Below are 22,987 nucleotides of genomic sequence, written 5' to 3'. Positions count from 1 at the left end.
TGTGTGCCTTTCCGCATGGGGCGAGGGAGACGGGACGGCTGAGGCAGGCAGGTCAGAGCTCGATCCAGCCGACCGCCAGGGCGATCACGCCCACGACGGCACCGGCGATCGAGACGGCGCAGATGACAGCTTCGGCGGGCGAGAACAAGCGCCTGTTCTGCTCCCGCCTCGCCTTGACGAACAAGAACGTCGCCGGGGCGTAGAGGATGAACGAGAGCAGTACGAACCTCAGCCCGGCGGCGTACACCAGAAACGCGGTGTAGAGCGTCGCCAGCGCGGCGATCACCAGTTCCCGGCGGGGCCCGCGCTCCACGGCACTCTCCGGGCCTGGCCTGTATGCGATCTTGACGGCGAAGGCGGCCGCGAGGAAGAACGGGATCAGACTGAGCACACTGGTCAGGTCGAGGGCGAAATTGAAGGCGTCGTCCGAGAACATCGTGACGACCAGGACGATCTGGCTCAGTGCGGTGGTCATGAGAAGGGCGGGCACGGGGACGTCGGCCTCGGTGGCACGACCCAGGAAGCGCGGCATGTCCTCGTCCTTGGCCGCGACGAAGAGCACCTCGGCGGCCATCAGCGTCCATGCCAGATAGGCACCGAGTACGGAGACGATGAGCCCGACACTGACGAAGACCTTGCCCCAGGTGCCGACCGCGGCCTGGAGCACGCCGGCCATCGAGGGCTGGCGCAGCTCGGCGATCTCACTCATCGGCAGAATTCCGTACGACACGATGGTGACCGAGGCGAAGACGGCGAAGACGCTCAGGAATCCGAGGACGGTGGCTTTGCCGACGTCCTCGCGTCGCTTGGCGTGGCGGGAGTAGACGCTGGCTCCCTCGACACCGAGGAAGACGAAGACGGTCGCGAGCATGGTGCCGCGGACCTGGTGGAAGAGCGAGCCGGCGTAGTCGGCGCCGCCGAAGTTCGCTGCGAAGACGGACGGGTCGAAGTAGAAGAGGGACAGCAGGATGAAGACCAGGATCGGTACGACCTTGGCCACGGTCACCACCCGGTTGATGGCCGCCGCTTCCTTCACTCCGCGCCGGATGAGCAGGAAGAACGCCCACAGCCCGACGGTGGACAGGACGACCGCGAGGAGCGTGTCACCGTCGCCGAGTACGGGCGCGATGGCGCCGATCGTCGACATGATCAGCACCCAGTAGGTGACGTTGCCGACGCACGCGCTGGCCCAGTATCCGAACGCCGCGAAGAAGCCCAGATATTCACCGAATCCGGCCTTGGCGTAGGCGTAGACGCCCGCGTCGAGATCGGGCCTGCGCACCGCGAGGGCCTGGAACACGAACGCCAGCATCAGCATGCCGATGCCCGCGATGACCCACGAGATCAGCGCGCCGGCGACTCCGGTCTCCTCGGCGAACCGCCGTGGCAGGGAGAACACCCCGGCGCCCACCATCGAGCCGACGACCATCGTCGCCATCGTGAACAGGGTCAGTTTGGCCGCAGGCCGCCCCTCGGCCGCGGCGGACGGTGTGGTGCCGGTGTCGGAGTCGGTCATCAGATCCCTCATCGACGCGCCCTGTGACGGACGAATTGGCTGTCAGTGGGCCGCGGCACCGGCTGTGACCGGTTGCGTCTTCTCGATCTCGGAGCCGCTGCCGCCGTGGAGCACGCTCAGGGCGGGGCCCGGCTCGTCGAAGAGGGCGTACGGCGGGTACGACAGCGCACCCTGGCCGGTCCGCTGTACGGCGGACCGGCTGCGACCGTTCTTCGTCGCGACGAGCGCGGCGGGCATCGCGCGCATGCCCAGGGGCACCTGGCTCGGGCCGTCCGGAGCATCGAGAACGAAACGCGCCGGTGTGCCGGCCATCAGGACGGCCGGCACAACAGATAATGGGGACGACCGCGTCAGCCGATGAAGGCACCCGGACGCGCGCTCGCGCTCCGCCTGGTCATCGTCCGCCACATCAGCTCCGGTTCGCACAGGGGCCCGCCGACCGCAACGCCGCACTTTCGCCCAGACGGAAATCTAGTACCGTTCAATACCTTTGTCGCGCTTTACACCATTTAAGAACTTGATGCGGTTCTTGCCGCGCGCCCTGCGCCACGGGGCTCGCCGGCGCCCCGTGCGCACAGGGCGCCCTCCCTTCATGGCGCAGGGACCGGCCACCGGCGGACTCGCAGCCGTCCTTCTCAGTCGGTCACCTTGAAACCGTCGAGCGTGGTGTACTGCCCGCTGCGCTTGACGATCTGCACGGTGTGCTCACCCGCGGTCAGCCCGTCGATTCCGAAGATCTCGGCCTGTACCTGGCGCGTGGCGGCGGTCGTGTCCACCAATCCCTGCGACGAGCCGTCGACGAAGACCTCGACGCTGCCCTGGTCGGAGAACTTCTCGCCGAGGACCGCGACCCCGGTGCCGTGGAAGGTCAGCGAGGCGGACGCTCCGTCGGCGGTCGTGTAGTGGACGTCGTCGGCGAGGTCGCCGGCGCCACGGTTCACCGAGAGGCTCCAGTTCCCGGCGAAGACGGTGCCGGACGTGTTGTTCAGCGTCTCGGTGCCGGACGGTTTGGCCAAGGTGACCTCGGCGGCCGCCTGGTTGCGCCAGACCGAGAGCTCGACCGCGCCGCCCGCCGCCAGCTTGTTGTACGGCGTCCAGTAGCTGGTCCGGTCGGTGACCTTCCGGCCGTTGATCTCCCGGATGACGTCATTGACCCGCAGACCGCTCCGGTAGGCGTACGAATCCTCCGGCACGGTCTTGAGCACGAGGCCGTCGTAGTCGGTGAGACCCACCGACGACTTGATCTCGTCGGAGTAGATCTGGGTCGCGGTGGCGCCGAGGAGCGGCTCGGCGAGGGACTTGTACGGATCGGCCGGTGCGGCCCGCCACTGCAGCGGCGGAGGGGTGGGTGCGCCCGCCTTGCCGAACCCGCCCATCGCGATGTTCTCGAAGCCGAGCCCGAGCGCGGGTGAACCGGCAGAGACCGTGTAGTCGAGCTTCTTCGGGTCCATGAACGGGTTGCTGCCGGTGAACTGCGGATCGGCGATCACCGAGCTCACGTCCAGACCCTGCGCCCGCCAGGCGTCGTCGATGCCGGCGACACCCTTGCCGTTGTTCCAGAAGACGTTCTTGTCGATGACCGGCCTGGACCTGGCCATGTCGACGCCGATCAGGTCGTACGGGTCGTCCGTGGCGAAGACGTTGTTCTCGATCACGTCGCCGTTGTCCGCGTACCAGACGTGGAAGTGCGCCCCGCCGTTGACGAAGATGTTGTTGCGCACCGTCCGGTGGAAGCCCTCGCGCAGTTTCACCCCGCCGTTGAGCAGGAGATTGTTCTCGATGAGGTAGTTCGACGATCCGTCGTCGAGGTCGATGTCCCAGTGCGAGGAGTGCCAGATCCTGTTGTGCCGGATGACGGTGGTCTCCATCGCATCGAGCTTCGCATACGACTTCTTGGTGGCGTCGTCGGCGTCCAGCGGCCAGAAACGGTCCCGGCCCCACGCGTTGACGGGGCCGTGGTCGGAGGTCTCCTTCACACAGTTGAAGATGTCGTTGTTCTCGATGACGTGCCCGCCCCAGGTGCCGTCGTTGATGTCGATGCAGGCGCGCGGACCGTCGTGGATGGTGTTTCCGGAGACGGTGATCCGGCGGCTCATCGACATCTGCACGCCCGAGGTCTGCTTCTCGAACTGTCCGTTGTCGTGCATCCAGTTGTCGCGGACGACGATGTCGCGCGGGTAGTTCTCGGACTTCGGGCCCGGCGTGGTGTCGGTGATGGTGGTACGGAAGGCTTCCCAGGTGGACGGCTCCCGTACCGCGTCGGGGTTGCCGATGATCGCGACGTCCGAGGCACCGGAGTGGCTGAACTCGTTGCCCGCGACGGCGTTCCTGCTGTTGTAGCCGTCGAGAAGGACGGCGTTCCCGCCCACCTGGTCGAAGCGTGAGTCGCGTACATCGACGTGCTCGGTGTTCTTGAGGTACACCGCGCCGGTCCGCGCGATGGCCCAGTCCCCGAGCTGCAGTTTCTCGTACGGGTGGTTGAAGAGGGTGCGATGGGCCTGCGTGAAGGTGAACCCGGAGAAGGTGAGATGGCGTACCGGGCTGTCCGGACCTTCGCCGACGACCCGGATCAGTTCGTCACGCTCGGCGGTCTCCATCCGCGCGGTGGACAGGTCCGCGCCCTCGGGGGCGTAGAAATAGAGCTCGCCCGCGGGCTTGTCGTAGAACCATTCGCCGGGCGCGTCCAGCTCCTCGAAGATGTTCTCGACCATGCGGTACGTGGTGTGCATGCCGCTGCCGCGGTTGTTGTCGCCGACCCATGCGAGCTGAGCCGAGCCGTCCTCACGGACGCCGGTGATCCTGTACGAGTTACCACCCCACATGCCGTTGTGCAGGGCGCGGACCAGCCCTGTGGTGGGGTTGTGCCACGTCGCGATCCGGGCCGGGGATATGGCGTCCGCCGCGGTGCCGCCCAGGATCGCCTGGTCGGGGTCGAAGTCGGGGTACCGGGCCAGGATCTGGCGCCTGCCGTCGAGGAAGAGTTCGTCGAAGTCGAGTCCCTTGCCGATGTCCGCGACCTTGATCTTCTCGGTGTGGTCGTGCCACCGGGGCGTGAGGGCCCGGCCGCCGCTGATGACGACCTTCTCGCCGGGCGCCGCGGTGTAAGTGACCGGAGTATGCGCACTGCCGGAGTCACGGGTGTCGAAACTGAGAGTGTGCTGCAGGTGATACGTACCGCCGTGCACGACCACCCGGACCGCCACATGCTTCGTGCGAGCCAGGACACGCGCCGTCTTCTGTGCCCGCTCGATCGTGCGGAACGGACGAGCGGACGTGCCGGCGGCGCGGTCGCTGCCGGCCACGGAGACATGCAGGCTCACGCTCGCGACGCCTTCGGCGTGCGCGACGGCCGCCGGCAGCAGCGTAAGCCCCGCGCTCACGGCCGCCGACGTCACAACGGCCCACAATCGGCGGAACGGGCGTGATGGTTCCGATCTCCGGCTCAACGGGGCTCCTTGACGTTTCGTCGGACGCCTACCGCATCATTCATCCAATGTATGAGCGGACTTCTAGGCGCTCTGCAGGACTGTTGAGCCGAGAACGTAGAGAGTCATCGGATGACCGTCAAGAGATTCAACGGGATCGTCCGAGGAACACGGTGGTCTGCTCGCATGCCGCGCGCCCAGGAGAACGCGGCCCGAGTGGTCACGGGATCCGCCCACACCGTTGATCACCGAGGTCGCATACGAAGCGGATTCCCACGTCGAGATCTACGACGCCACCCACGTACCGGCGGCCGTCGATCGGGCCATGTCCTGTTCGGCCAGGAGCATCTGACGCCGCATCGGCTTCCGGTCCCGATCCGGAACTCGCCACGGGCCGTTCAGGCCGGCTCCCCCGCTTCGTGGACCAGCTTCTGCTCGGTCCAGATGGTCTTGCCCTGCTGCGTGTAACGCGTTCCCCAGCGGTCGGAGCACTGGGCTACGAGGAACAGCCCCCGGCCGCCCTCGTCGGTGGTGCGGGCATGTCGAAGCCGTGGCGCGGTGCTGCTGCCGTCGAAGACCTCGCAGGTCAGGACGAGGTCGTGGATCAGGCGCAGTCGGATGGGGGCCTCGGCGTGCCTCATGGCGTTGGTGACGAGCTCGCTGGCGATGAGCTCGGTGGCGAACGCCTCCTCGCGCAGGTTCCATGATGTGAGTTGGCGGGTGACGAGCGACCGGGCCGTGGAGACCACGGCCGGGTCCGTCGGCAGGTCCCACGATGCGACCCGGCCGGGGTCCAGCGCGTGGGTACGGGCGACGAGGACGGCGGCGTCCTGGCCGGCCTGCTCCGGGACCAGCGCCTCGGTGATCATGCAGGCCGTCTCCTGCACCGACCCGGACGGCCGGGCGAGCAGGTCCGCGAGTCGCGCCTCTTCCGGATCGCCGCCGCGCGCCCGCAGGCGCCCGCTGGTGTGGAGTGCGAGCACCGACCCCTCCGGCAGCATCACGTCGGTCTTCGCGAACGACGGCCCGGGGAGGCCGAGTGGAGCGGCGGGCGGAACGTCCAGCATCATCGCTGTCCCGTCCGGGTGGACGACAGCGGGGCCGGGATGGCCCGCGCCGGCCGCGCAGCAGCGCAGGGAGATGGGGTCGTAGACCAGATAGAGGAAGGTGCACCAGGCACCCGAGTCGGCATGGGGCGCTTCGGAGCCTGCTTCGTGGGCGGGTTCGTTGCCGTCGCGCCGCGGACCGGCGTCGTCGGCGAGACGGCGTACCAGGTCATCGAGGCGAGCGAGCATCTCGTCGGGCTCCAGGTCCAGATCGGAGAGCGTGTGCACGGCCGCGCGGAGCCGTCCCATGGCGGCGGCTGCCTCCATGCCACGCCCGGGCACGCTGCCTGCCACGAGCGCCACCCGGGCCCCCGACAGCGGCACGACATCGACCCAGTCACCGCCGGCCCCGCCGTGCACGTACTCGTAGGCCACCTCCACCCCGTTGTTCCGGGGAGGTCCCGTCGGAAGCAGACTGCGCTGCAGCGCCATCAGGGAGTCGTGCTCGCGCAGGTAGCGGCGGGCGTTGTCCAGACAGAGAGCGGTGCGGCGCCCGAGCTCGGTGGCCACCGTGAGATCGTCCTGCTGGAACGGGCCCTGCTCCCCCCAGCGGTAGAAGGTGGCGATCCCCAGGGCACGGTCCTGGGCGACCAGCGGTACGAACATGAGTGAGTGGATCTTCTCCTCCAGCATCCGCCGGCCGCGAACGGGATCGCTCCGCACCCAGTCGCTGTCGGGGGTCAGCGGGCTGATCAGCCGCGGTTGCAGATCGGAGAGAGCCTGCGACGACGGTGACGTCGGCGGGAAGGTGCTGGACTCGCCGACCGGGTAGGCGCCCGGCCGGGTGCCCGGCCGCCGGGACCGCGACGCGGCCCGACGCAGCACGGCCCCGGACTGCACCGGGCCGGAAGAGATCTCCTCGCCCATGAGTACCGGCTCCAGAACCTCCACGCCGATGCTGTCGGCCAGCTTGGGCACCGCCACCTCGGCCAACTCCTGGGCCGTGCGCATCACATCGAGTCCGGTACCGATGCGAGAACCGCCCTCGGCGAGCAGAGCGAGCCGCTCCTGCGCGAGGTAGCGTTCGGTGACGTCGACCGCGGCGTCAGCCACTCCCAGAACACGGCCGTCGTCGTCCTCGAGGCGGAACGCGGAGACCGAGTAGACGTGCGTGTGGTCAGGATCCCCCGGCGGCTTGCCGTGCTTCTCGAAACCCATCACCGGTTCACCCGTGTCCAGCACACGAGTCAACACCCGTTCCACCAGCTCCGGGCTGAAGTCGGGCCATGCCTCGGTCGGCCGTTTGCCGAGCGCTCCCGCAGCAGGGGCGCCGTGCATGCCTTCCGCGGCGCTGCTGAACCGCACCAGCCGCAGCTGCGGGTCGAGAACGAAGAGCCCCACCGGGGACCGGGTGAACAGCGCTTCGAGCAGCGCCCGGTCCAGGTCCGACTCAGGGGGGCCCGTCGGGACGAGCGTCACCGTCCACCGCGCGTCGGCACCGCTTCCTGTCCCCGTCGATTCCACAGGGCAGATGGTCAGCCTGCAGGGCACCGGTCGGCCGTCGCGATGACGCACCACGCTCATTGCGCCATCGGCATCAGTCGATTCCACAGCCGTGGCCAGGAACTCCGTCGCCGGTCGGCCCAGCACCCATTCGGCCGGGTATCCGAGCAACTGCTCCGCTTCCCGGCTCCATCCGGTGATGACGCCTCGCACTCCGACTTCGGCCCGGGCCCCGATCCGTATCGTGTGCGCGTCGAGCCGGTCCGTTCGATTTTCGACGTCCGGTGCACCCATGTCCACCAGCCTCGTCCTGCATCTGCGTCCTCGTGCTCCCAGTCTCCTCCACGGGAACCGGCTCACAACTTGTCCCCCGGCCGCCCCACCCCGTACCGCAAGAGATTACCGTTCGGTAACACGGGTGCAGAGGCATTGGCGGTGCGGGCAGCGCGAGGTTGACTCATCAACCATGACTGACTGGACCGGCCGCACCGCCGTCGACATCGCTGCCGCCGTACGTGAAGGACGGGCCGGCGCGGCCGACGTCACCCGCCAGCATCTGGACCGCATCGCGCGGCTCGACCCGAGCCTGTCCGCCTTCCGGCACGTGCGGGCGGAGAAGGCGCAGGCAGAGGCCGAAGCGGTGGACCGGAGGGTCGACCGCGCTTCCCTGCCGCTCGCAGGGGTCCCGGTTGCGATCAAGGACAACATCGCGGTCGCGGGCGAGCAGGCCCGCAGCGGATCCGCTGCCACTGCGCCGGACCGCAGCGCCGCCGACCATGTGATCGTCGAGCGGCTGCGGGCCGCGGGCGCCGTGGTGATCGGTCTGACCAACGTGCCGGAACTCTGCCTGGTCCCGATGGCGGACAGCGTCTACGGGATCGCCCGCAACCCCTGGAACGAGCAGCGCACACCCGGTGGCTCCTCGGGCGGCAGCGCGGCCGCGGTGGCCGCCGGCCTGGTCCCACTGGCGCACGGCAACGACGGGTTCGGCTCGATCCGCATCCCCTGCGCCTGCTGCGGAACCATCGGGATCAAGCCCGGGCGCGGCGTCGTGCCGCACGCACCGGACGAACTGACCTGGTTCGACCTGGTCGAGAACGGACCGATCGCGACCACGGTGCGGGACGCCGCGCTCGGACTGGCCGTGATGTCCGGTGAACCGGACTACGCGCAGCTCGGCGAACCGGGCCCGCTGCGAATCGGTGTCTCGGTCCGGTCGATGTCGCCGGGCTTTCCGATCGCCGCCGAATACCGCCATGCCGCGCTGAAGGCCGGAAAACTGCTGGAAGGACTCGGGCACACGGTGACCCGGCACACCCGGCGCTACCCGGCATGGCTGGGACCTGCGTCGCTGGGCACCTGGTACGCCTCGGCGCACCGGAGCGCCGAGGGACTCGACCGCGCCGAACTCGACCGGCGCACCCGGCGGTTGGCCGCGATCGGCAGGACGCTGACGGCCACGCACCTGCGAGGGGACCAGGCGCGGGACCGCTGGCGCACCGAAGCGGCAGAACGCTTCTTCGGACAGATCGACGTCCTGCTGCTGCCCGCGCTCAGCCGGCCGGCAGCGCAGGCGAAGCGCTGGGGCGAGCACGGCGCGCTGCGCACCTCGGCGGTCAGCACCCGTACGGCCTCACTCTTCGGCTCCTGGAACATCGCGGGTTGGCCGGCGCTCGCCGTGCCTGTGGGGGTGGACGACGACGCGATGCCTGTCGCGGTGCAGCTCGTCGCCAAGCCCGGCGGTGAGAAGCGCCTGCTCGAACTCGCCGCGCAGATCGAAGCCGCCAGGCCCTGGCCGCGGCACGCGCCGCGCTATGCCGTGGACGCCACGGCAGCACCGGGACAGGGGTTGTGAGCTACTACCTCGGCCACTCCGCGGCACCTGCACCATCGGCCCGCGTACGGGCGACTTCGGCCGCGGCGAAACCCGACTGACCCGGCCGCCCGAGTCGCTTATTGTCAACGTGATTCCTGGCGTAAGCCGTCGGCTCGGTCAGGACGAGGACGATGACGTGGAGGATGATTGTGCGCTACCGCGAGCTGGGACGCAGTGGACTGTCCGTGTCCGAGATCGGATACGGCGCGTGGGGCATCGGTGAGTCCAGCTGGGTGGGTGCCACGGAGGACGAATCCGTACGCGCCCTGCACCGGGCCATCGACCTCGGCGTGAACTTCATCGATACGGCGCGCGGCTACGGCGAGAGCGAGCGAATCGTCGGCCGGGTCGTCCGTGAGCGGGCCGACGACGAGGTGCTCGTCGCGACCAAGGTGCCGCCGAAGAACCGCACGTGGCCGGCGCCCGACGGACTGGACCCGGCCGAGGCGTTCCCCGGCGAGCACATCCGCAAGAGCCTGGAGACCAGTCTGCGCAGCAGCGGCCTGGACCACTTCGACGTACTCCAGTTCCATGTGTGGAGCGATGACTGGGTCGGCCGTGGTGACTGGCTGGAGACGATCGCGGAGCTGAAGCAGGAGGGCAAGATCCGCCTGTTCGGGGTCTCCATCAACGACCACCAGCCCGACAACGCACTCGCGCTCGTGCGCAGCGGCACGGTGGACAGCGTGCAGGTCATCTACAACCTCTTCGACCAGGCGCCGGCCGACGCGCTGCTGCCGGCCTGTGAGGAGCACGGCGTCGGTGTCGTCGTGCGAGTGGCGCTGGACGAGGGCGGCCTCACCGGCCGGATCACCGCCGGTACGACGTTTCCCGAGGGCGACTGGCGCAACCGCTACTTCCGCGACGACCGCCCCGCACAGGTCGAACAGCGGGTGGCCGCGATCGTCGCCGACCTCGGCATCGCCCCCGATGAGATCGCCGAGCACGCGTTGCGGTTCGTACTGAGTTCGCCCGCGGTTTCCACCGTCATCCCCGGAATGCGCTCCGTACGCAACGTCGAGCGCAACACGGCCCTGAGCGACGGACGCCCGCTCACCAACGACCAGCTGGCCGTGCTGGCCAAGCACCGGTGGGAGCGCAACTTCTACTCGTGATCCGTGGGCAGCGTCGCCGGGCCCGGGCGGCACGCGGAGCGCGCACCGCCCGGCCGCGAACGGCGCTACCGGCGTTCCAGCGAACCCCGGACGAATGCTGCCTGGCCGACATGCTGCAGGTCGTCCGCGACGACGCTGATCAGACGCACGCCGAGGGTGACCGGCGGCGACCAGGTCTCATCCACGATGCGCTCCAGGGACCTGGGGTGGAGCCCGCTGATGAACTCGACGCTCTGCTCGTGGACGGCGTCGTAGTAGCCGAGCAGCAGTTCGGGTGAGCCCACCCGGACAGCCGCGACCTGTTTGCTGCCCTGCCCGTATCCGGTGGCTCCCTTGTCGAAGGGCAGATCGAATCGGGAGGCCCAGTCCTGGGAGAACCAGACCTGCTGCACACCGGCCGCATCCGAGACATGGTCGTCCTGGATCCGGGTGAGGTGCCACACCAGCCAGGCGATCGAGTTCGCGCCGTCGTCGAGCCGGACGTGCAGGTCGTCGGTGGACAGGCCCTCGACCGCCGAGTGCACCGCTTCCTGGATTCGTGTGAACGCGTCCGTCAAAAGGTCTGCGCTGTTCATGCGAACACCATCGCCGTTCCCGCGCCCGGACCCTGCCATCGACACGCGTCGCAGGTCCGCCGCACGTCAGGTGGGTCGCGGGTAGCGGACGCCGACCGCCCGCCCGGAGCGGGTCGTCCCGTCAGTGACGTCCGCACCGGTGCCACGGACACCGGCGCGCGCTTTCGCCTCCACGTGGTGAATGCGCGCCCAGGAATCCGATTCCCATGCCCAGCATCCAGAAATCCTTGGCCAGCGGGATGCCGTTCTGGGTAGGACGCAGACTGCCGGGCTCCCGCATTCCGGGAACCCTCAGGTACAGACCGACCAGCCCCGCGGAGAACCCGGTGAGCGCCGCTCCGGCCAGCCTGGTCGGTACGAAGGGGGTGAGCAGCGTCCCGCCGACAGCGATCTCGGACAGGGCGAGCAGCCGGGTGAAGCGCCGTGCGTCCAACTTCTCCAAGAACGGATAGGCGATGCAGGCCATGCCGTGCACGCCCGCCGCCGTCTCCTGGTCCGCTCGCAATTTGCTCAGCCCCGAGTTCAGGATGAACACACCGGTGGCGAGGCGCGGGGCCACGTCGCGCGCTTCAAGCTTCAGTTCCATGGGAGCCTCCGTCGATCAGGTACTCGGGCCCCTCGTCGACCTTAGCCAGAAGGTGACAGAGGCGCTTGACGGAGGGATCGGCCTCTCCGTCAAGCGCCTCTGTCGCCCTTCGCCGGGCGCCGGTCCGTATCGCATCAGCCTCGTACGGCGTGTTCCGCCGTTCGGGGGATCGGCTTGCCTGAGGTCAGCCTGCGTTCTTGACGAACTCCGTGGTGAAGGTCTTGTCGAGGTCGACCTCGGCGTTCTTCAAGTTCGGGTTGAAGGCCTTCAGGACCCGCTCGACGGTGGCAGGTCCGTCCGCCGGCATGACGCCGTCCGTGGTGAACATGGGCAGCGTGCTCTTGATGGCCTGCGCGTAGAGGGCCTTGCCGCCTCCCTGCGCGTAGTCGGCGGGCATCTTGGCCGCGATCTCGTCCGCGCTGTGCGTGGACATCCACTTCAGTGTCCTGACGAAGGCGTTGGCCAGCTTCTGGACGGTTTCCTTGTGACTGTTGACCCATTCGGTCTGCATGTACAGGCTGGAGGACGGGTAGAGCCCGCCGAGCGCCTGCTTGGACCCTTCGGGGGTGCGCATGTCGACGAGAATCTTGCCGAGCTTCTTGTCCAGGATGGTGGCGACGGTCGGGTCGGTGGTCATGCCGCCCTGGATGGAGCCCTGCTGGAGGGCGGAGATGAAGGTCTGACCCGCTCCCACCGCGACGGGCGTGAACTGGCTGGTCTGCACATCGCTGTTGACGGCGAGGTACTTCGTCAGGAAGTCGGTCGAGGAGCCGATGCCCGTCACACCGAGCTTCTTGCCCTTGAAGTCCTTCGGTGACTTGATGTCGCCCGCCGCCTGGTTGGAGACGATCTCGACCTCGCCAGGAGCCTGTGAGAACTGGACGACCGACTCGACCTGCTTGCCCTTCACCTGGAGGTCGAGGGTGTGGTCGTAGAAGCCGACCGTTCCCTGCACATCTCCGGAGACCAGGGCGGTCTCGGCCTGGACGCCCGCCGGCTCGGTCAGGAGCTGTACCGACACCCCTTCGTCCTTGAAGTAGCCCAGCCGCTCGGTGAGCATCGCGGGCAGGTAGATGACCTTGTCGAGTCCCCCCACCATGATCTTGACCTTGACGTTCTTGCCGTCGGAGGCACCGCCGGAGGAGTTGGAGCCACAGGCGGTCAGGGTGGTCAGGGCGAGTGCGCCGGCGACGGCGACGGCCGAGACCCGGGTGAGTGTACGCATCTGGTTCACGTCCTCGTGAAGAAGCAATCGGATATTCGAATGGCGGGCGGCCCGGGGAGTGGGCGCCGCTGTGTGGAGCAGAGGTCAGCGCGCGGAGTCGGCGTCAGCCGGCTTCCAGCGGAAGAGCCGCTTCTCGAGGAAGGTCAACAGGCCTTCGGCCAGCAGCGCGACGACCGCGAGGATCACCATCGCGGCGTAGACGCCGGCGGCGTTGAAGGTGCCCTGGGAAGCGGCGACCAGCAGTCCGAGCCCCTTGGTGGCACCGATGTACTCACCGACGATGGCGCCGATGAGCGCGAAGCCGAAGCTCACGTGCAGGCTGGTGAAGATCCATGAAGTGGCCGAGGGGATGACCACCTGGAAGGTGACCTGGCGGTTGCTGGCACCCAGAATGCGGGAATTGGCGACGAGGTTGCGGTCCACCTCCCGGGCGCCCTGGAACGCGTTGAAGAAGACGGGGAAGAACACGAGGACGACCGCCGAGGCCACCTTCGAAGCGGGGCCGAGGCCGAACCAGATCAGGAAGATCGGGGCGAGCACGATGCGCGGCAGGGCGTTGAGCACCTTGATGTAGGGGCCGAGGACATCGGCGGCGAACTGGATCCGGCCCAGCGCGATACCGAGCAGCACACCGGCGATCACACCGATGACCCAGCCGAGCAGTGCTTCGTAGAGCGTGTACCAGATCTGCTCCCACAGGGAGCCCTGTGCGGTGCCGTCGACGACCCAGGTGCGGATCTGGTCCCAGATCTTCGACGGCATGGAGAAGTTGAACGGATCGATGACCGCGGTCCGGGCCAGCCACTCCCACAGCCCGATGACCGCGAAGAGCAGCGCGATCCGGCTTCCGAGCACCAGGAACCTGCGGTTGCGGGTGGCTCGCGCTCTGGCCTGGGTCCGCTCGGTCTTGGTGACGGCGGCGCTCGCGGTGATGGAATCAGGCGACATCGAGTGCACCCCTCTCGCGGGTGATGCGGACTTCTTCGCCGAGCGAGGACCAGATCTCCCGGTAGATCTCCAGGAACCTGGGCTCCAGACGCACCTGTTCGACCTTGCGCGGGCGGGGCAGATCGATCTCGAAGACCTCCTTGACGGTGGCCGGTCCCGCGGTCATGACCACGACCTTGTCGGCCAGCGCGATGGACTCCTCCAGGTCATGGGTGACGAAGACGACGGAGGCGCCGGTGCCGGCCCACAGCTCCAGCAGTTCGTCGGACATCAGGGCCCTGGTCTGCACATCGAGTGCGGAGAACGGTTCGTCCATGAGCAGGATCTCGGGATCATTGACGAACGTGGCCGCGAGTGCGACACGCTTGCGCTGGCCGCCGGACAACTGGTGGGGATAGCGGTCCTCGAAGGAGGACAGGCCGACCCGGGCGAGCCACTCCCGGGCGCGTTCCTTCGCCTCGGGCTTCGGCACGCCCCGGAAGCGGGGGCCTGCCATCACGTTGGACAGCACGGTGCGCCAGGGGAAGACCGCGTCCTGCTGGAAGACGAAGCCGACCTTGTCGCCGATGCCACGCACCGGCTCACCGGCGACCAGCACCTCTCCCTCGGTGGGCTCCTCCAGGCCGCTGACCAGGGTCAGCGTTGTCGATTTGCCGCAGCCGGTAGGTCCCACCACGGCAACGAACTCACCGCGCCCGATCGTGAGGTCCAGATCTCGTACGGCGGTGTGGAGCGCCCCCGACGGAGTCCGGAACGCTTTGCTCGCCCCCCGCAGCTCGATGGCGGGGCTCGTTTCGCTGTTCATGGGGCGGGACGCTAGATGCGGCCCGGGCACGACGGCACCCTTGCGCTCACAACTCCTGCTTCTGCCCATAACCTGCGGTTCTGCTCGTTCTGCTCACGCCGGAAGAACGAAAGTGCTACGAGGGCTGGTCAGCGACGGCAGCGACGTTTACGTTGCGTTTACACAGCAAACGGATCAGCAGATTCCCAGGCGGGCGGAAGGCAGAGGACGAGCACATGCGGATTCACTGGCCCCGCCGTGTCTTCGCCCAGGTCCTGCTCACCCAGGTCGCCATCACGACCGGGGTGGTCATGCTCGTCACCGGGCTCTTCCTCGCCCCGCTCAGCCACCAACTCGACGACCAGGCGATGCGCCAGGCTCTGTCCATCGCCCAGACGACCGCCGCCGAACCCGGCCTGGTGCACAACCTGACCAGCACCGAGCCAAGCCCCGGCGGGCCGGTACAGGCCGAGGCGGAACGGATCCGGCGGGCGACCGGCGCGCTCTACATCGTGGTGATGGACACCCGCGGGGTCCGCTGGTCGCACACCGACACCCCACAGATCGGCAAACACGTCTCCACCGATCCCAGCACGGCCCTGGCCGGCCGGGAGATCATGCAGATCGACGACGGCACCCTGGGCCGCTCGGCACGCGCAAAGGTCCCCCTCCGCGACGCACACGGGACGATCGTCGGCGCCGTCTCGGTGGGCATCGCCTACGACAGCGTCCGCGAGCGGCTGCTCGGCACCATCCCGGGACTTCTGCTCTACGCGGGGGCTGCGCTCGCCGCGGGGGTCCTCGCCGCCCTGGCCGTCTCGCGACGTCTGCAGCGCAGCACCCATGGCCTTGCCTTCGCCGACATCTCCGCGCTGCTGGACGAGCGCGAAGCCATGCTGCACAGCATCCGCGAAGCAGTTCTCGCCCTCGACGCCCGGGGGCGGATCCGGCTGCTGAACGACGAGGCGCAGCGTCTGCTGGAGCTGACGCCGGACGCCGTCGGCCGTGCTCTGAGCGAGGTGCTGCCACCGGGGCGCGCGTCAGAGGTGCTGACAGGGCAGGTCGACGGCGTGGACCTGCTCACCGTCTGCAGGGGACGCGTGCTGATCGCCAACCGCATGCCGACCGGTGACGGCGGCGCGGTGGTCACCCTGCGCGATCGCACCGAACTGGAGCTGCTCGGCCGCGAACTGGACTCCACGCACGGCCTTCTCGACGCGCTCCGCGCCCAGGACCACGAGCACGCCAACCGGCTCCACACCCTGCTCGGACTCCTGGAGCTCGGGAGGCACGAAGCGGCGGTGGAGTTCGTGGCAGAGGTGGCCAACGGTCGCCGGGCCTCGGCGGAGCAGGTCGCGGAACGCGTCAACGACCCGCTGCTGTCCGCGCTGTTGGTGGGCAAGTCGGCCATCGCGGCGGAGCGGGGCGCGTCCTTGCACATCTCCCCGAACACCATGTTCCCCGACGTCGTGGTGGACCCGCGCGATCTGGTGACCGTCCTGGGCAACCTCATCGACAACGCACTGGACGTCGCTTCCCTCATCGAGGTCGAGCTCCGCGCGGAGGGCACCACGACGGTCCTGCGGGTCAGCGACAACGGTCCGGGCGTGGCTCCCGATCTGCGCGAACAGATCTTCACCGAGGGCTGGTCCACCAAGGAGTCCCCCGCACACCGGGGCCGTGGACTCGGCCTGGCGCTGGTACGCCGCCTCGCGGAGCGTTACGGCGGGGTGGCCCGCGTCGGCGCGAGGGCCGGTGGCGGCGCTGTCTTCACCGTCGTACTGCCCGAGACGCTCACCGTCCGGCAGCTGACCGAAGTGGGAGGGGTGCAATGATCGACGTCCTCGTGGTGGACGACGACTTCCGGGTGGCCGAGATCAACGCTGCGTACGTGGCCAAGGTGCCCGGCTTCCGGGTGGTCGCTCGCGCACACACCGCCGCCCAGGCACTGTCCGTCCTGGAACGCGACCATGTCGACCTCGTACTCCTCGATCACTATCTTCCGGACGAGACGGGACTGACGCTGGTACGGCGACTGCGCCAGCTCGGCCACACGGCGGATGTGATCATGGTGACGGCCGCTCGCGATGTCACGACCGTGCAGACCGCCCTGCGCTACGGAGCCCTGCAGTACCTCGTGAAGCCGTTCAGTTTCGGCGGTCTGCGGTCCAAGCTGGAGAGCTACGCGGCTCTGCGCCGCACTCTCGAAGGCGTGGGGGGCGGCCGGGGCGAGGCCGGCCAGGAGCAGGTCGACCAGATCTTCGGGGCGCTCCGCACCCCGGAGGCCGTTCCCGCGGCCGGTCTGCCCAAGGGGCACTCCGCGCCGACCGCCGAAGTCATCCGCCACGTCCTGTCGGCGGCGGACGAACCGCTGTCCGCACACGAGGTCGCTGTCCGGGCCGGGTTGAGCCGATCCACCGCCCAGCGCTACCTCAAGTACCTGGAGAGCGCGGGCCGCATCAGCCTCAGTCTCAAATACGGCGACACCGGCCGGCCCGAGCACCGCTACGCGTGGGCGAGGGCCGGCTGACTTCCGTGCTGTGCCGGAGGCATCCGGCACAGCACGGACCGGGTAGGGGCATCGAGGCCGCGTGATCAGGCCCAACGGTCACGCGGGCAGCCGCGGCACGCTTTCGACGAGGCGACGTGTGTACGGGTGGGCGGGAGCGCCCAGCACCTGTCCCGTTTCGCCCTGTTCGACGATGCGGCCGCGCTCCAGGACGGCGGTGCGTTCGCACAGCGAGGCCACCACCGACAGGTCGTGGGAGACCATGACGAGAGTCAGACCCTGCTTCTGCTTCAAGTCGTGGAGCAGATCGACGACTTTGACCCGGGTCGTGACATCGAGTGCGCTGACGGGTTCGTCGGCGAGCAGCACCCGTGGGTCGCACACGGTCGCGCGGGCGATCGCGATGCGCTGGCGCTGACCGCCGGAGAACTCGTGCGGATAGCGCTCGGCGGCGTCGGCCGGGAGACCGACCCGCTCCAGCGCGTCGGCCACCTTGGGCCCGGCCGTGCTCCGGCTGCCGATACCGAGGGAACGCAGTGGTTCGGACACGATGCTGCCGACACGCCTACGCGGGTCCAGCGACGAGTACGGGTCCTGGAAGACGCACTGCACGCTGCGCCTGAAACGCCGCATCTGCTCGCGGTCGCGCGGCTTCAGCTCGTCGCCGTCGAACCGGACGGTCCCGGAGGTTGCCCGGGCCAGCCCGAGCAGCAGCCGCAGCAGGGTCGTCTTGCCCGCGCCGGATTCGCCGACGAGGGCGAGACTGTGCCCGGGCTCGACGGCGAAGGAGATGTCCTCGACGACGGGCGCGGTCTGCCCTCGGTAGGCGAAGGAGGCCGCGTTCAACTCCAGCACGGGCGTCATCCTGCGCTCCTGAGGTCGAGAGCCGATTCCAGCTGCCGCGCGCTTGCCACCAGCGCCTTGGTGTACTCCTCGCGCGGGGCCCGCACGATCTCGCGGACGTCGCCCTGCTCCACGGCGTGGCCGTCCTTCATCACCAGCACACGATCGGTGACCTTCGAGACGACCGCGAGGTCGTGACTGACGAAGAGGACGGCCATGTCCCGTTCCCGTACGAGGGTGTCGAGCAGGTCGAGCATGTCGGACTGCACGGTGACGTCGAGGGCGGTGGTCGGCTCGTCCGCGATGAGCAGCTTCGGGTCGCAGGCCAGGGCCATGGCGATTGCGACGCGCTGCCGCTGTCCGCCGGAGATCTCGTGCGGGAAGGCGCGGGCGATGCGGTCGGGCTCGGGCAGCCGCACCTGCTCCAGGGCCGTTACGATGGCCCGCTTCAGCCCGGTGCCCCTGAGCCCTCGCCTTCTGGCCAGCGGTTCGGCGATCTGCCTGCCGACGCGCATCAGGGGGTCGAGTGCGGTGAGCGGCTCCTGGAAGACGACGGCGGCGTCCCGGCCGCGTACGCCCGTGAGCTGTTTCTCGCTCGCGCCCACGATCTGGGTGCCGGCGAGTTCGGCGCTGCCGGTGGCCGTCATGCCGTCGGGCAGCAGGCCGAGGACGGCGAGAGTGGTCAGCGACTTCCCGGAGCCCGACTCTCCGATGAGGCCGAGTCGTTCGCCGGGGGCGATGGTCAGCGAGAGGCCGTCGACGAGGATGCGTCCGTCGGCGGTACGGATCGTGAGGTCGCGTACGTCGAGGATGTTCATGCGCTCCTCCGTCGGGCCGCCGGGTCGAGGGTGTCGCGCAGTCCGTCGGCGACGAGGTTCACACCGATGACGAGCAGGACGAGCAGGATGCCGGGGGCCAGTGCACCGGCGGGGGCCGTGGTGAAGGTGGCCTGCGCCTCCTGGAGCATGCGGCCCCACGAGGCGTTGGGCGGCGGTGCCCCCAGGCCCAGGTAGGACAGGCCGGCCTCGGCCAGCACCGCGAGTCCGAACTGCAGGGCCAGGTTCACCACGAGCGTCGGCCAGATGTTGGGGAGCACATGCCCGGCCACGATCCGCGGCCACGACGTGCCGGACGTGCGCGAGGCCGTGATGTAGTCCTGCGCCAGGACCCGCTTGACCAGGACCCGCACGAGCCGACCCACGACCGCGCTCTGCGCGAGGCCGATCGCCAGCACCGCGGACCCCAGTGTGGCCGAGTGCGCGGCGACGATGAGCATCGCGAGCAGCAGCGTCGGGAAGGCGATCAGGATGTCGAGGAACGCGGAGAGCGTGTCGTCGAGCCAGCCCTGGGCGAACGCGGCCAGCACACCCAGCGTGACCCCGACGGCGGCCGCGATGAGGACCGAACCCAGACCCGCTTCGAAGGCGACCCGGGAGCCGGTCATCAGCTGGGTGAACAGATCACGGCCGAGCTTGTCGGTGCCCAGCAGATGGCCCGCACCGGGGCCGGTGAGCCGCCCGCCGGACGTGTCGTCGGCGGCGTACGGGGCCCAGAAGAGCGAGACCAGCGCGAGCAGCGCGATCAGACCGGCCAGCGCGCATCCGAAGGTCAGCGTGTACGAGCGCTTCGTCGACTGCTTCACCGGACACCCCCGGAGAGCCTGCCGCGGAGCCGAGGATCGATGATCCGCTGTACGAAGTCGGCGGCGAAGCCGATGACCAGCACCGCGAGCGTGGAGACGAACAGGACGCCCTGGATCACCGGGTAGTCGTGCTGCGCGATGCCCGTCGCCAGCAGCGAGCCGAGGCCGGGAAGCGCGTACACGGACTCCACGACGACCGCGCCCAGCAGCGTGGACGCCAGCTCGATGCCGAGGATCGAGATCACCGGCACCGAGGCGTTGCGCAGCCCGTGCCGCCACATGGCCCGTCCGAACGACGAGCCCAGGGCTCGCGCGGTGCGCAGATAGTCGCTGTCCAGCACGTCGAGCGTGGCCGACCTGACGTAGCGGATCAAGGACGCGCTCATCACGAGCGCGATGGTGACGACGGGCAGGACGAGCGAGCGGACCGCCTCGGCCGGCTGCGACCAGCCGTCCGGCGGGAAGCCACCTGCGGGGAGCCAGCCGGCGTTCAGCGCGAAGACGGCTATCAGGATCATTCCGAGCCAGAACACGGGAACGGCGATGCCGAGTTGGGAGACCCCGCTGAGCAGCGCGCCGTACCAGGTCCTGCGCCGGTGCGCGGCGACGAAGCCGACCGGGACGGCGATGAGGACCGCCAGGACGAACGCCGTGAGCGTGAGCGGGATCGTGACGTTCAGCCGCGAGGCGACCTCGGGCGCGACCGGCAGCGAGCTGACGAACGACGTACCGAGGTCACCGCCGGCCATCTGCCCGATCCAGTGGACGAACTGCTCGGGCAGCGGCTTGTCGGAGCCGATGGAGTGCCTCGCCGCCGCGATCTGCTCGGGGCCGGCGCCCACCGCGGTGAGCGCGTTGGCGGGGTCGCCAGGCAGCATCCGCAGCAGCACGAACAGGACCACGCTCGCGAGCGCCAGCGACACCAGCAGGAAGGCGAGGCGGCGCAGGAGATACCGCGCCATCAGCCCTTCTCGATGTCGTACGCGAAGAACTGCGAGTTGAGGCCGTTGACCGGGTATCCCGAGAGCTTGCTGTTCGCCACGACGATCTGCGGGTAGAGGTACAGCCAGTCGCTGGCCGCGTCCTCCGCGGTCCGGCGGTTGACCTTCTTCAGCAGTTCGGTCTGCTCAGCCGTGCCGGACGCCTGCTCGGCCTCTTCGACCCACTTCGTGACCTGCTTGTCGTCGTAGCCCCAGTAGAAGTCGGGGTTGCCGTACCAGACCAGGTCGCGGTCGTTGACGTGTTCCTGGAGCGTGGCCGTGAAGTCGTGGTTCTTGTATACCTTCGTGTACCACTCGTCCGGCGTGATCGTGTTGATCTCGACGGTGATACCGACCTTGGCGAGCTGCGACTTGATGAAGGTCGCCGCCGTCGGGTGCGGGTCGTAGTTCGGGGTGTCGAGGGTGAAGGTGAAGCCGTTCTTGTATCCGGCATCGGCGAGCAGCTTCTTGGCTCGCGTGGTGTCGTAGGCGTTGACCTTGGTGAGGTCCTCGTACCAGGGGTCGGTGGGCGGCACCATGGAGCCGATGAGCTTGCCGTAGCCGCCCCAGACCGACTCCAGCAGCTTCTTGTCGTCGATGGCGGAGGAGACGGCCTGGCGGACCTTGACGTCCGTGAAGGGCTTGGCCTTGTCGTTGAAGGCGAGCAGCAGCTTGGTCGTCGAGTTGCCGTCGCTGACCTTGTAGTTCTGGTTGCTCTTGAACTGGTCGAGGGCGTCGGGCGACTGCTCGCTCGTGACGACGTCCACGGCGTTGGTCAGGAGCGCGTTGTTGAGAGCGGTCGCGTCCTTGTAGTAGTGGAAGACGACCTGCTTGTTCTTGGCCGCGTCACCCCAGTACCCGGCGAACCGGTCGAGGCCGAGAGCGGAACCGCGGGTCCACTTGTTCAGCCGGTACGGGCCGGTGCCGTCCTCGCTCGTCTTGAGGCTCTTCGCGTCGGAGTTGATGATCCACACGTAGGAGAGGTTGTAGACGAAGGAGATCGACTTCTTCGACAGCTGGACCTTCACCGTGCGCGCGTCCGGTGTCTCGAGGGACTTGATGACCTCGAGATTGCTCTTGCGCGCGGACTGCGAGTCCTTGGCTATCACCTTCTCCAGGCTGTACTTGACGTCCTGGCTGGTGAGCTTCTTGCCGCTGTGGAACTTCACACCGTCGCGCAGGGTGAAGGTGTACGTGAGCCCGTCGCCGCTGACCTTGTAGTCCTGGGCGAGCAGATTCTCGACCTTGCCGTCGTCGGTGAGCTCGAACAGCCCCTCGTACACGTTGCCGTTGAGCGCCTCGGTGACGCCCTGGCCGCCGCCCGCGGTGTTGTCGAGATTCTGCGGCTCGTAGAGCGAACCGATGTTGACCGTGGCGCTCTTGTCGTACGCCCCTGTGGCGGCACCGCCCCCGTTGGAGCCCCCGCCGCAGGCGGTGAGGGTCAGGGCGAGGGCAGCGGCGGTGGCGCCGCCGTACACAGAGGTCTTCTTGATGCTCATGAGGAGTACGCGCTTTCGTGCGGCGAGGCGGGAGTGCGGGATGGATCAGTGCTGCGCGAGGAAGCCGTCGCGGAAGACGGGGCGCTTCTCTCCGGCCTCGACGGGCAGGTGGAAACGGTTCTGCCGCGGCGGCATCGGACAGTTGTACTGGTCGGAGAATCCGCACGGCGGCACGAAGGCGCGGTTGAAGTCGAGGAGGACACGGCCCTCACCGGTGTGGGTGACGAAGAGGAAGCGCCCGGCGCCGTAGGTGCTGCCGCCGTTGGTGGGGTCACCGAAGACGAGAAGCAGGGTGCCGTCGTCGTCGAAGGCGCTCAGCACGTACTCCTGTCCGTCCAGCGTGAGAGTGATGTCACCCGGCACGGCGAGGTCACGGGTACCGCCGTTGTCGCGGATGTGCTCGAAACCGACCCGCCGGGCATCCGGCACCGGGGTGTACGAGGCCTCCAGCACCCAGTCCGGGTCGTACGGGAAGACATCGGTGCGCTCGAAGTTCTGGATCGCGGGCGACTGCGCGTCCCAGAAGCGCAGACCGTGCTCCGGCTCGCCGGTGACGAGGTCGGTGCGCTGAACCGTGGTGACAGTCACGTTCTCCGGCTGTCCGGCACGGGCCGCATCGAGGTCGGGGCGCTGACCTGCCGGGGCCCAGCGCGTCTCCACGAGGGCGAGGTTCCCGGAGGGCGAAGCGACGGAGCGCCGCCGCTCGGCGCGCCATGCCTCCCAGTCCGCGGCGGGGTCGGTCGGCTGGTCCGGGACGGCGGCGTGGGACACGGCTTTACTCATTCGCGTAGACGATCATCGGCTGTCACACGTCGAATATCACGCTGCGTGAAGTTCAGCCCAAAGGACCTTCTTTATCTTTCATAAGGCAAGCTAATGTCAAATTCGGGCCACTGGCCGAGATGAGACTGTCTG

The 22,987-nt window shown here is 68.5% G+C and carries 19 protein-coding genes; 4 read left to right on the top strand and 15 right to left on the bottom strand.

Going from position 1 to position 22,987, the window contains the following annotated elements; genetic code table 11:
- Positions 1-52: 52 nt before the first annotated feature.
- The 4 genes from OG963_RS38900 to OG963_RS38885 form a co-directional block, all read right to left on the bottom strand.
- A complete protein-coding gene (locus OG963_RS38900; RefSeq protein ID WP_093929866.1) occupies positions 53-1,516 on the bottom strand; it encodes a basic amino acid/polyamine antiporter in 1,464 nt (487 codons plus the stop codon).
- Positions 1,517-1,558: 42 nt separating this feature from the next.
- Complete coding sequence (locus OG963_RS38895) at positions 1,559-1,762, bottom strand: hypothetical protein (RefSeq protein WP_319739418.1); 204 nt, start codon at positions 1,760-1,762, stop codon at positions 1,559-1,561.
- Between the two features lie 389 nt (positions 1,763-2,151).
- Positions 2,152-4,896: a right-handed parallel beta-helix repeat-containing protein gene (locus tag OG963_RS38890; protein WP_319325624.1), complete on the bottom strand. Its 2,745-nt coding sequence runs from the start codon at positions 4,894-4,896 to the stop codon at positions 2,152-2,154.
- A 443-nt stretch (positions 4,897-5,339) separates the two neighbouring features.
- On the bottom strand, positions 5,340-7,784 hold the full coding sequence (locus OG963_RS38885; RefSeq protein WP_371799947.1) for a SpoIIE family protein phosphatase: 2,445 nt from the start codon (positions 7,782-7,784) through the stop codon (positions 5,340-5,342).
- A gap of 172 nt (positions 7,785-7,956) precedes the next feature.
- On the opposite strand from OG963_RS38885, the gene OG963_RS38880 reads away from it, so the two are divergent.
- Positions 7,957-9,345 carry an amidase family protein gene (locus OG963_RS38880; RefSeq protein ID WP_319325626.1) on the top strand — a complete coding sequence of 463 codons (1,389 nt, stop codon included), beginning with the start codon at positions 7,957-7,959 and terminating at the stop codon, positions 9,343-9,345.
- A gap of 170 nt (positions 9,346-9,515) precedes the next feature.
- Entirely contained in the window at positions 9,516-10,481 is a 966-nt protein-coding gene (locus OG963_RS38875; protein ID WP_093929941.1) for an aldo/keto reductase, read from the top strand.
- 65 nt (positions 10,482-10,546) lie between these two features.
- On the opposite strand, the gene OG963_RS38870 is transcribed toward OG963_RS38875, so the two are convergent.
- From OG963_RS38870 to OG963_RS38850, 5 genes are all read right to left on the bottom strand, one after another.
- Positions 10,547-11,056 (bottom strand): DUF664 domain-containing protein, encoded by a 510-nt coding sequence (locus OG963_RS38870; RefSeq protein WP_093929862.1) that lies wholly within the window; start codon positions 11,054-11,056, stop codon positions 10,547-10,549.
- A 121-nt stretch (positions 11,057-11,177) separates the two neighbouring features.
- Positions 11,178-11,642, bottom strand: coding sequence for a hypothetical protein (locus OG963_RS38865; protein WP_256223548.1), 465 nt, complete (start codon positions 11,640-11,642; stop codon positions 11,178-11,180).
- A gap of 184 nt (positions 11,643-11,826) precedes the next feature.
- Entirely contained in the window at positions 11,827-12,867 is a 1,041-nt protein-coding gene (locus OG963_RS38860) for an ABC transporter substrate-binding protein (protein WP_093929861.1), read from the bottom strand.
- A gap of 84 nt (positions 12,868-12,951) precedes the next feature.
- Positions 12,952-13,815: an ABC transporter permease gene (locus OG963_RS38855; protein ID WP_371799946.1), complete on the bottom strand. Its 864-nt coding sequence runs from the start codon at positions 13,813-13,815 to the stop codon at positions 12,952-12,954.
- Positions 13,805-14,620: an ABC transporter ATP-binding protein gene (locus OG963_RS38850; protein ID WP_030973163.1), complete on the bottom strand. Its 816-nt coding sequence runs from the start codon at positions 14,618-14,620 to the stop codon at positions 13,805-13,807. The genes OG963_RS38855 and OG963_RS38850 overlap by 11 nt, the downstream gene beginning before the upstream one ends.
- 215 nt (positions 14,621-14,835) lie before the next feature.
- Between OG963_RS38850 and OG963_RS38845 the strand changes: the two genes are divergently transcribed.
- Together OG963_RS38845 and OG963_RS38840 are read left to right on the top strand one after the other, a co-directional pair.
- A complete protein-coding gene (locus OG963_RS38845) occupies positions 14,836-16,434 on the top strand; it encodes a sensor histidine kinase (protein ID WP_093929859.1) in 1,599 nt (532 codons plus the stop codon).
- Entirely contained in the window at positions 16,431-17,129 is a 699-nt protein-coding gene (locus tag OG963_RS38840; RefSeq protein WP_030920676.1) for a response regulator, read from the top strand. The genes OG963_RS38845 and OG963_RS38840 overlap by 4 nt, the downstream gene beginning before the upstream one ends.
- A gap of 78 nt (positions 17,130-17,207) precedes the next feature.
- Here the strand turns inward: OG963_RS38840 and OG963_RS38835 are convergent, their stop codons facing one another.
- From OG963_RS38835 to OG963_RS38810, 6 genes are read right to left on the bottom strand one after another with little or no spacing between them, the layout of a single operon-like run.
- Positions 17,208-17,972: an ABC transporter ATP-binding protein gene (locus OG963_RS38835; RefSeq protein ID WP_093929858.1), complete on the bottom strand. Its 765-nt coding sequence runs from the start codon at positions 17,970-17,972 to the stop codon at positions 17,208-17,210.
- A complete protein-coding gene (locus OG963_RS38830; RefSeq protein WP_093929857.1) occupies positions 17,969-18,769 on the bottom strand; it encodes an ABC transporter ATP-binding protein in 801 nt (266 codons plus the stop codon). Before OG963_RS38830 ends, OG963_RS38835 begins: the two co-directional genes overlap by 4 nt.
- Positions 18,766-19,593 carry an ABC transporter permease gene (locus OG963_RS38825; RefSeq protein ID WP_030920685.1) on the bottom strand — a complete coding sequence of 276 codons (828 nt, stop codon included), beginning with the start codon at positions 19,591-19,593 and terminating at the stop codon, positions 18,766-18,768. Before OG963_RS38825 ends, OG963_RS38830 begins: the two co-directional genes overlap by 4 nt.
- On the bottom strand, positions 19,590-20,555 hold the full coding sequence (locus OG963_RS38820; RefSeq protein WP_093929856.1) for an ABC transporter permease: 966 nt from the start codon (positions 20,553-20,555) through the stop codon (positions 19,590-19,592). The genes OG963_RS38825 and OG963_RS38820 overlap by 4 nt, the downstream gene beginning before the upstream one ends.
- Positions 20,555-22,072: an ABC transporter substrate-binding protein gene (locus OG963_RS38815; RefSeq protein WP_371799945.1), complete on the bottom strand. Its 1,518-nt coding sequence runs from the start codon at positions 22,070-22,072 to the stop codon at positions 20,555-20,557. The genes OG963_RS38820 and OG963_RS38815 overlap by 1 nt, the downstream gene beginning before the upstream one ends.
- Positions 22,073-22,117: 45 nt before the next feature.
- On the bottom strand, positions 22,118-22,855 hold the full coding sequence (locus OG963_RS38810; RefSeq protein WP_371799944.1) for a DUF1684 domain-containing protein: 738 nt from the start codon (positions 22,853-22,855) through the stop codon (positions 22,118-22,120).
- Between the last annotated feature and the right edge of the window lie 132 nt (positions 22,856-22,987).

Origin of the sequence: Streptomyces sp. NBC_01707, from assembly GCF_041438805.1 — a bacterium.
Lineage (GTDB): Bacteria > Actinomycetota > Actinomycetes > Streptomycetales > Streptomycetaceae > Streptomyces.
The sequence above is the reverse complement of the archived record's forward strand: the minus strand, read 5'-3'. Positions and strand labels throughout refer to the sequence as shown.

What these genes read in the sequence shown, in the direction of transcription:
- OG963_RS38900 (WP_093929866.1), bottom strand. Translation starts at nt 1,516, where the DNA reads ATGACCGACTCCGACACCGGCACCACACCGTCCGCCGCGGCCGAGGGG.
- OG963_RS38895 (WP_319739418.1), bottom strand. Translation starts at nt 1,762, where the DNA reads ATGCGCGCGATGCCCGCCGCGCTCGTCGCGACGAAGAACGGTCGCAGC.
- OG963_RS38885 (WP_371799947.1), bottom strand. Translation starts at nt 7,784, where the DNA reads ATGGGTGCACCGGACGTCGAAAATCGAACGGACCGGCTCGACGCGCAC.
- OG963_RS38880 (WP_319325626.1), top strand. Translation starts at nt 7,957, where the DNA reads ATGACTGACTGGACCGGCCGCACCGCCGTCGACATCGCTGCCGCCGTA.
- OG963_RS38870 (WP_093929862.1), bottom strand. Translation starts at nt 11,056, where the DNA reads ATGAACAGCGCAGACCTTTTGACGGACGCGTTCACACGAATCCAGGAA.
- OG963_RS38865 (WP_256223548.1), bottom strand. Translation starts at nt 11,642, where the DNA reads ATGGAACTGAAGCTTGAAGCGCGCGACGTGGCCCCGCGCCTCGCCACC.
- OG963_RS38860 (WP_093929861.1), bottom strand. Translation starts at nt 12,867, where the DNA reads ATGCGTACACTCACCCGGGTCTCGGCCGTCGCCGTCGCCGGCGCACTC.
- OG963_RS38855 (WP_371799946.1), bottom strand. Translation starts at nt 13,815, where the DNA reads ATGTCGCCTGATTCCATCACCGCGAGCGCCGCCGTCACCAAGACCGAG.
- OG963_RS38850 (WP_030973163.1), bottom strand. Translation starts at nt 14,620, where the DNA reads ATGAACAGCGAAACGAGCCCCGCCATCGAGCTGCGGGGGGCGAGCAAA.
- OG963_RS38845 (WP_093929859.1), top strand. Translation starts at nt 14,836, where the DNA reads ATGCGGATTCACTGGCCCCGCCGTGTCTTCGCCCAGGTCCTGCTCACC.
- OG963_RS38840 (WP_030920676.1), top strand. Translation starts at nt 16,431, where the DNA reads ATGATCGACGTCCTCGTGGTGGACGACGACTTCCGGGTGGCCGAGATC.
- OG963_RS38835 (WP_093929858.1), bottom strand. Translation starts at nt 17,972, where the DNA reads ATGACGCCCGTGCTGGAGTTGAACGCGGCCTCCTTCGCCTACCGAGGG.
- OG963_RS38830 (WP_093929857.1), bottom strand. Translation starts at nt 18,769, where the DNA reads ATGAACATCCTCGACGTACGCGACCTCACGATCCGTACCGCCGACGGA.
- OG963_RS38820 (WP_093929856.1), bottom strand. Translation starts at nt 20,555, where the DNA reads ATGGCGCGGTATCTCCTGCGCCGCCTCGCCTTCCTGCTGGTGTCGCTG.
- OG963_RS38815 (WP_371799945.1), bottom strand. Translation starts at nt 22,072, where the DNA reads ATGAGCATCAAGAAGACCTCTGTGTACGGCGGCGCCACCGCCGCTGCC.
- OG963_RS38810 (WP_371799944.1), bottom strand. Translation starts at nt 22,855, where the DNA reads ATGAGTAAAGCCGTGTCCCACGCCGCCGTCCCGGACCAGCCGACCGAC.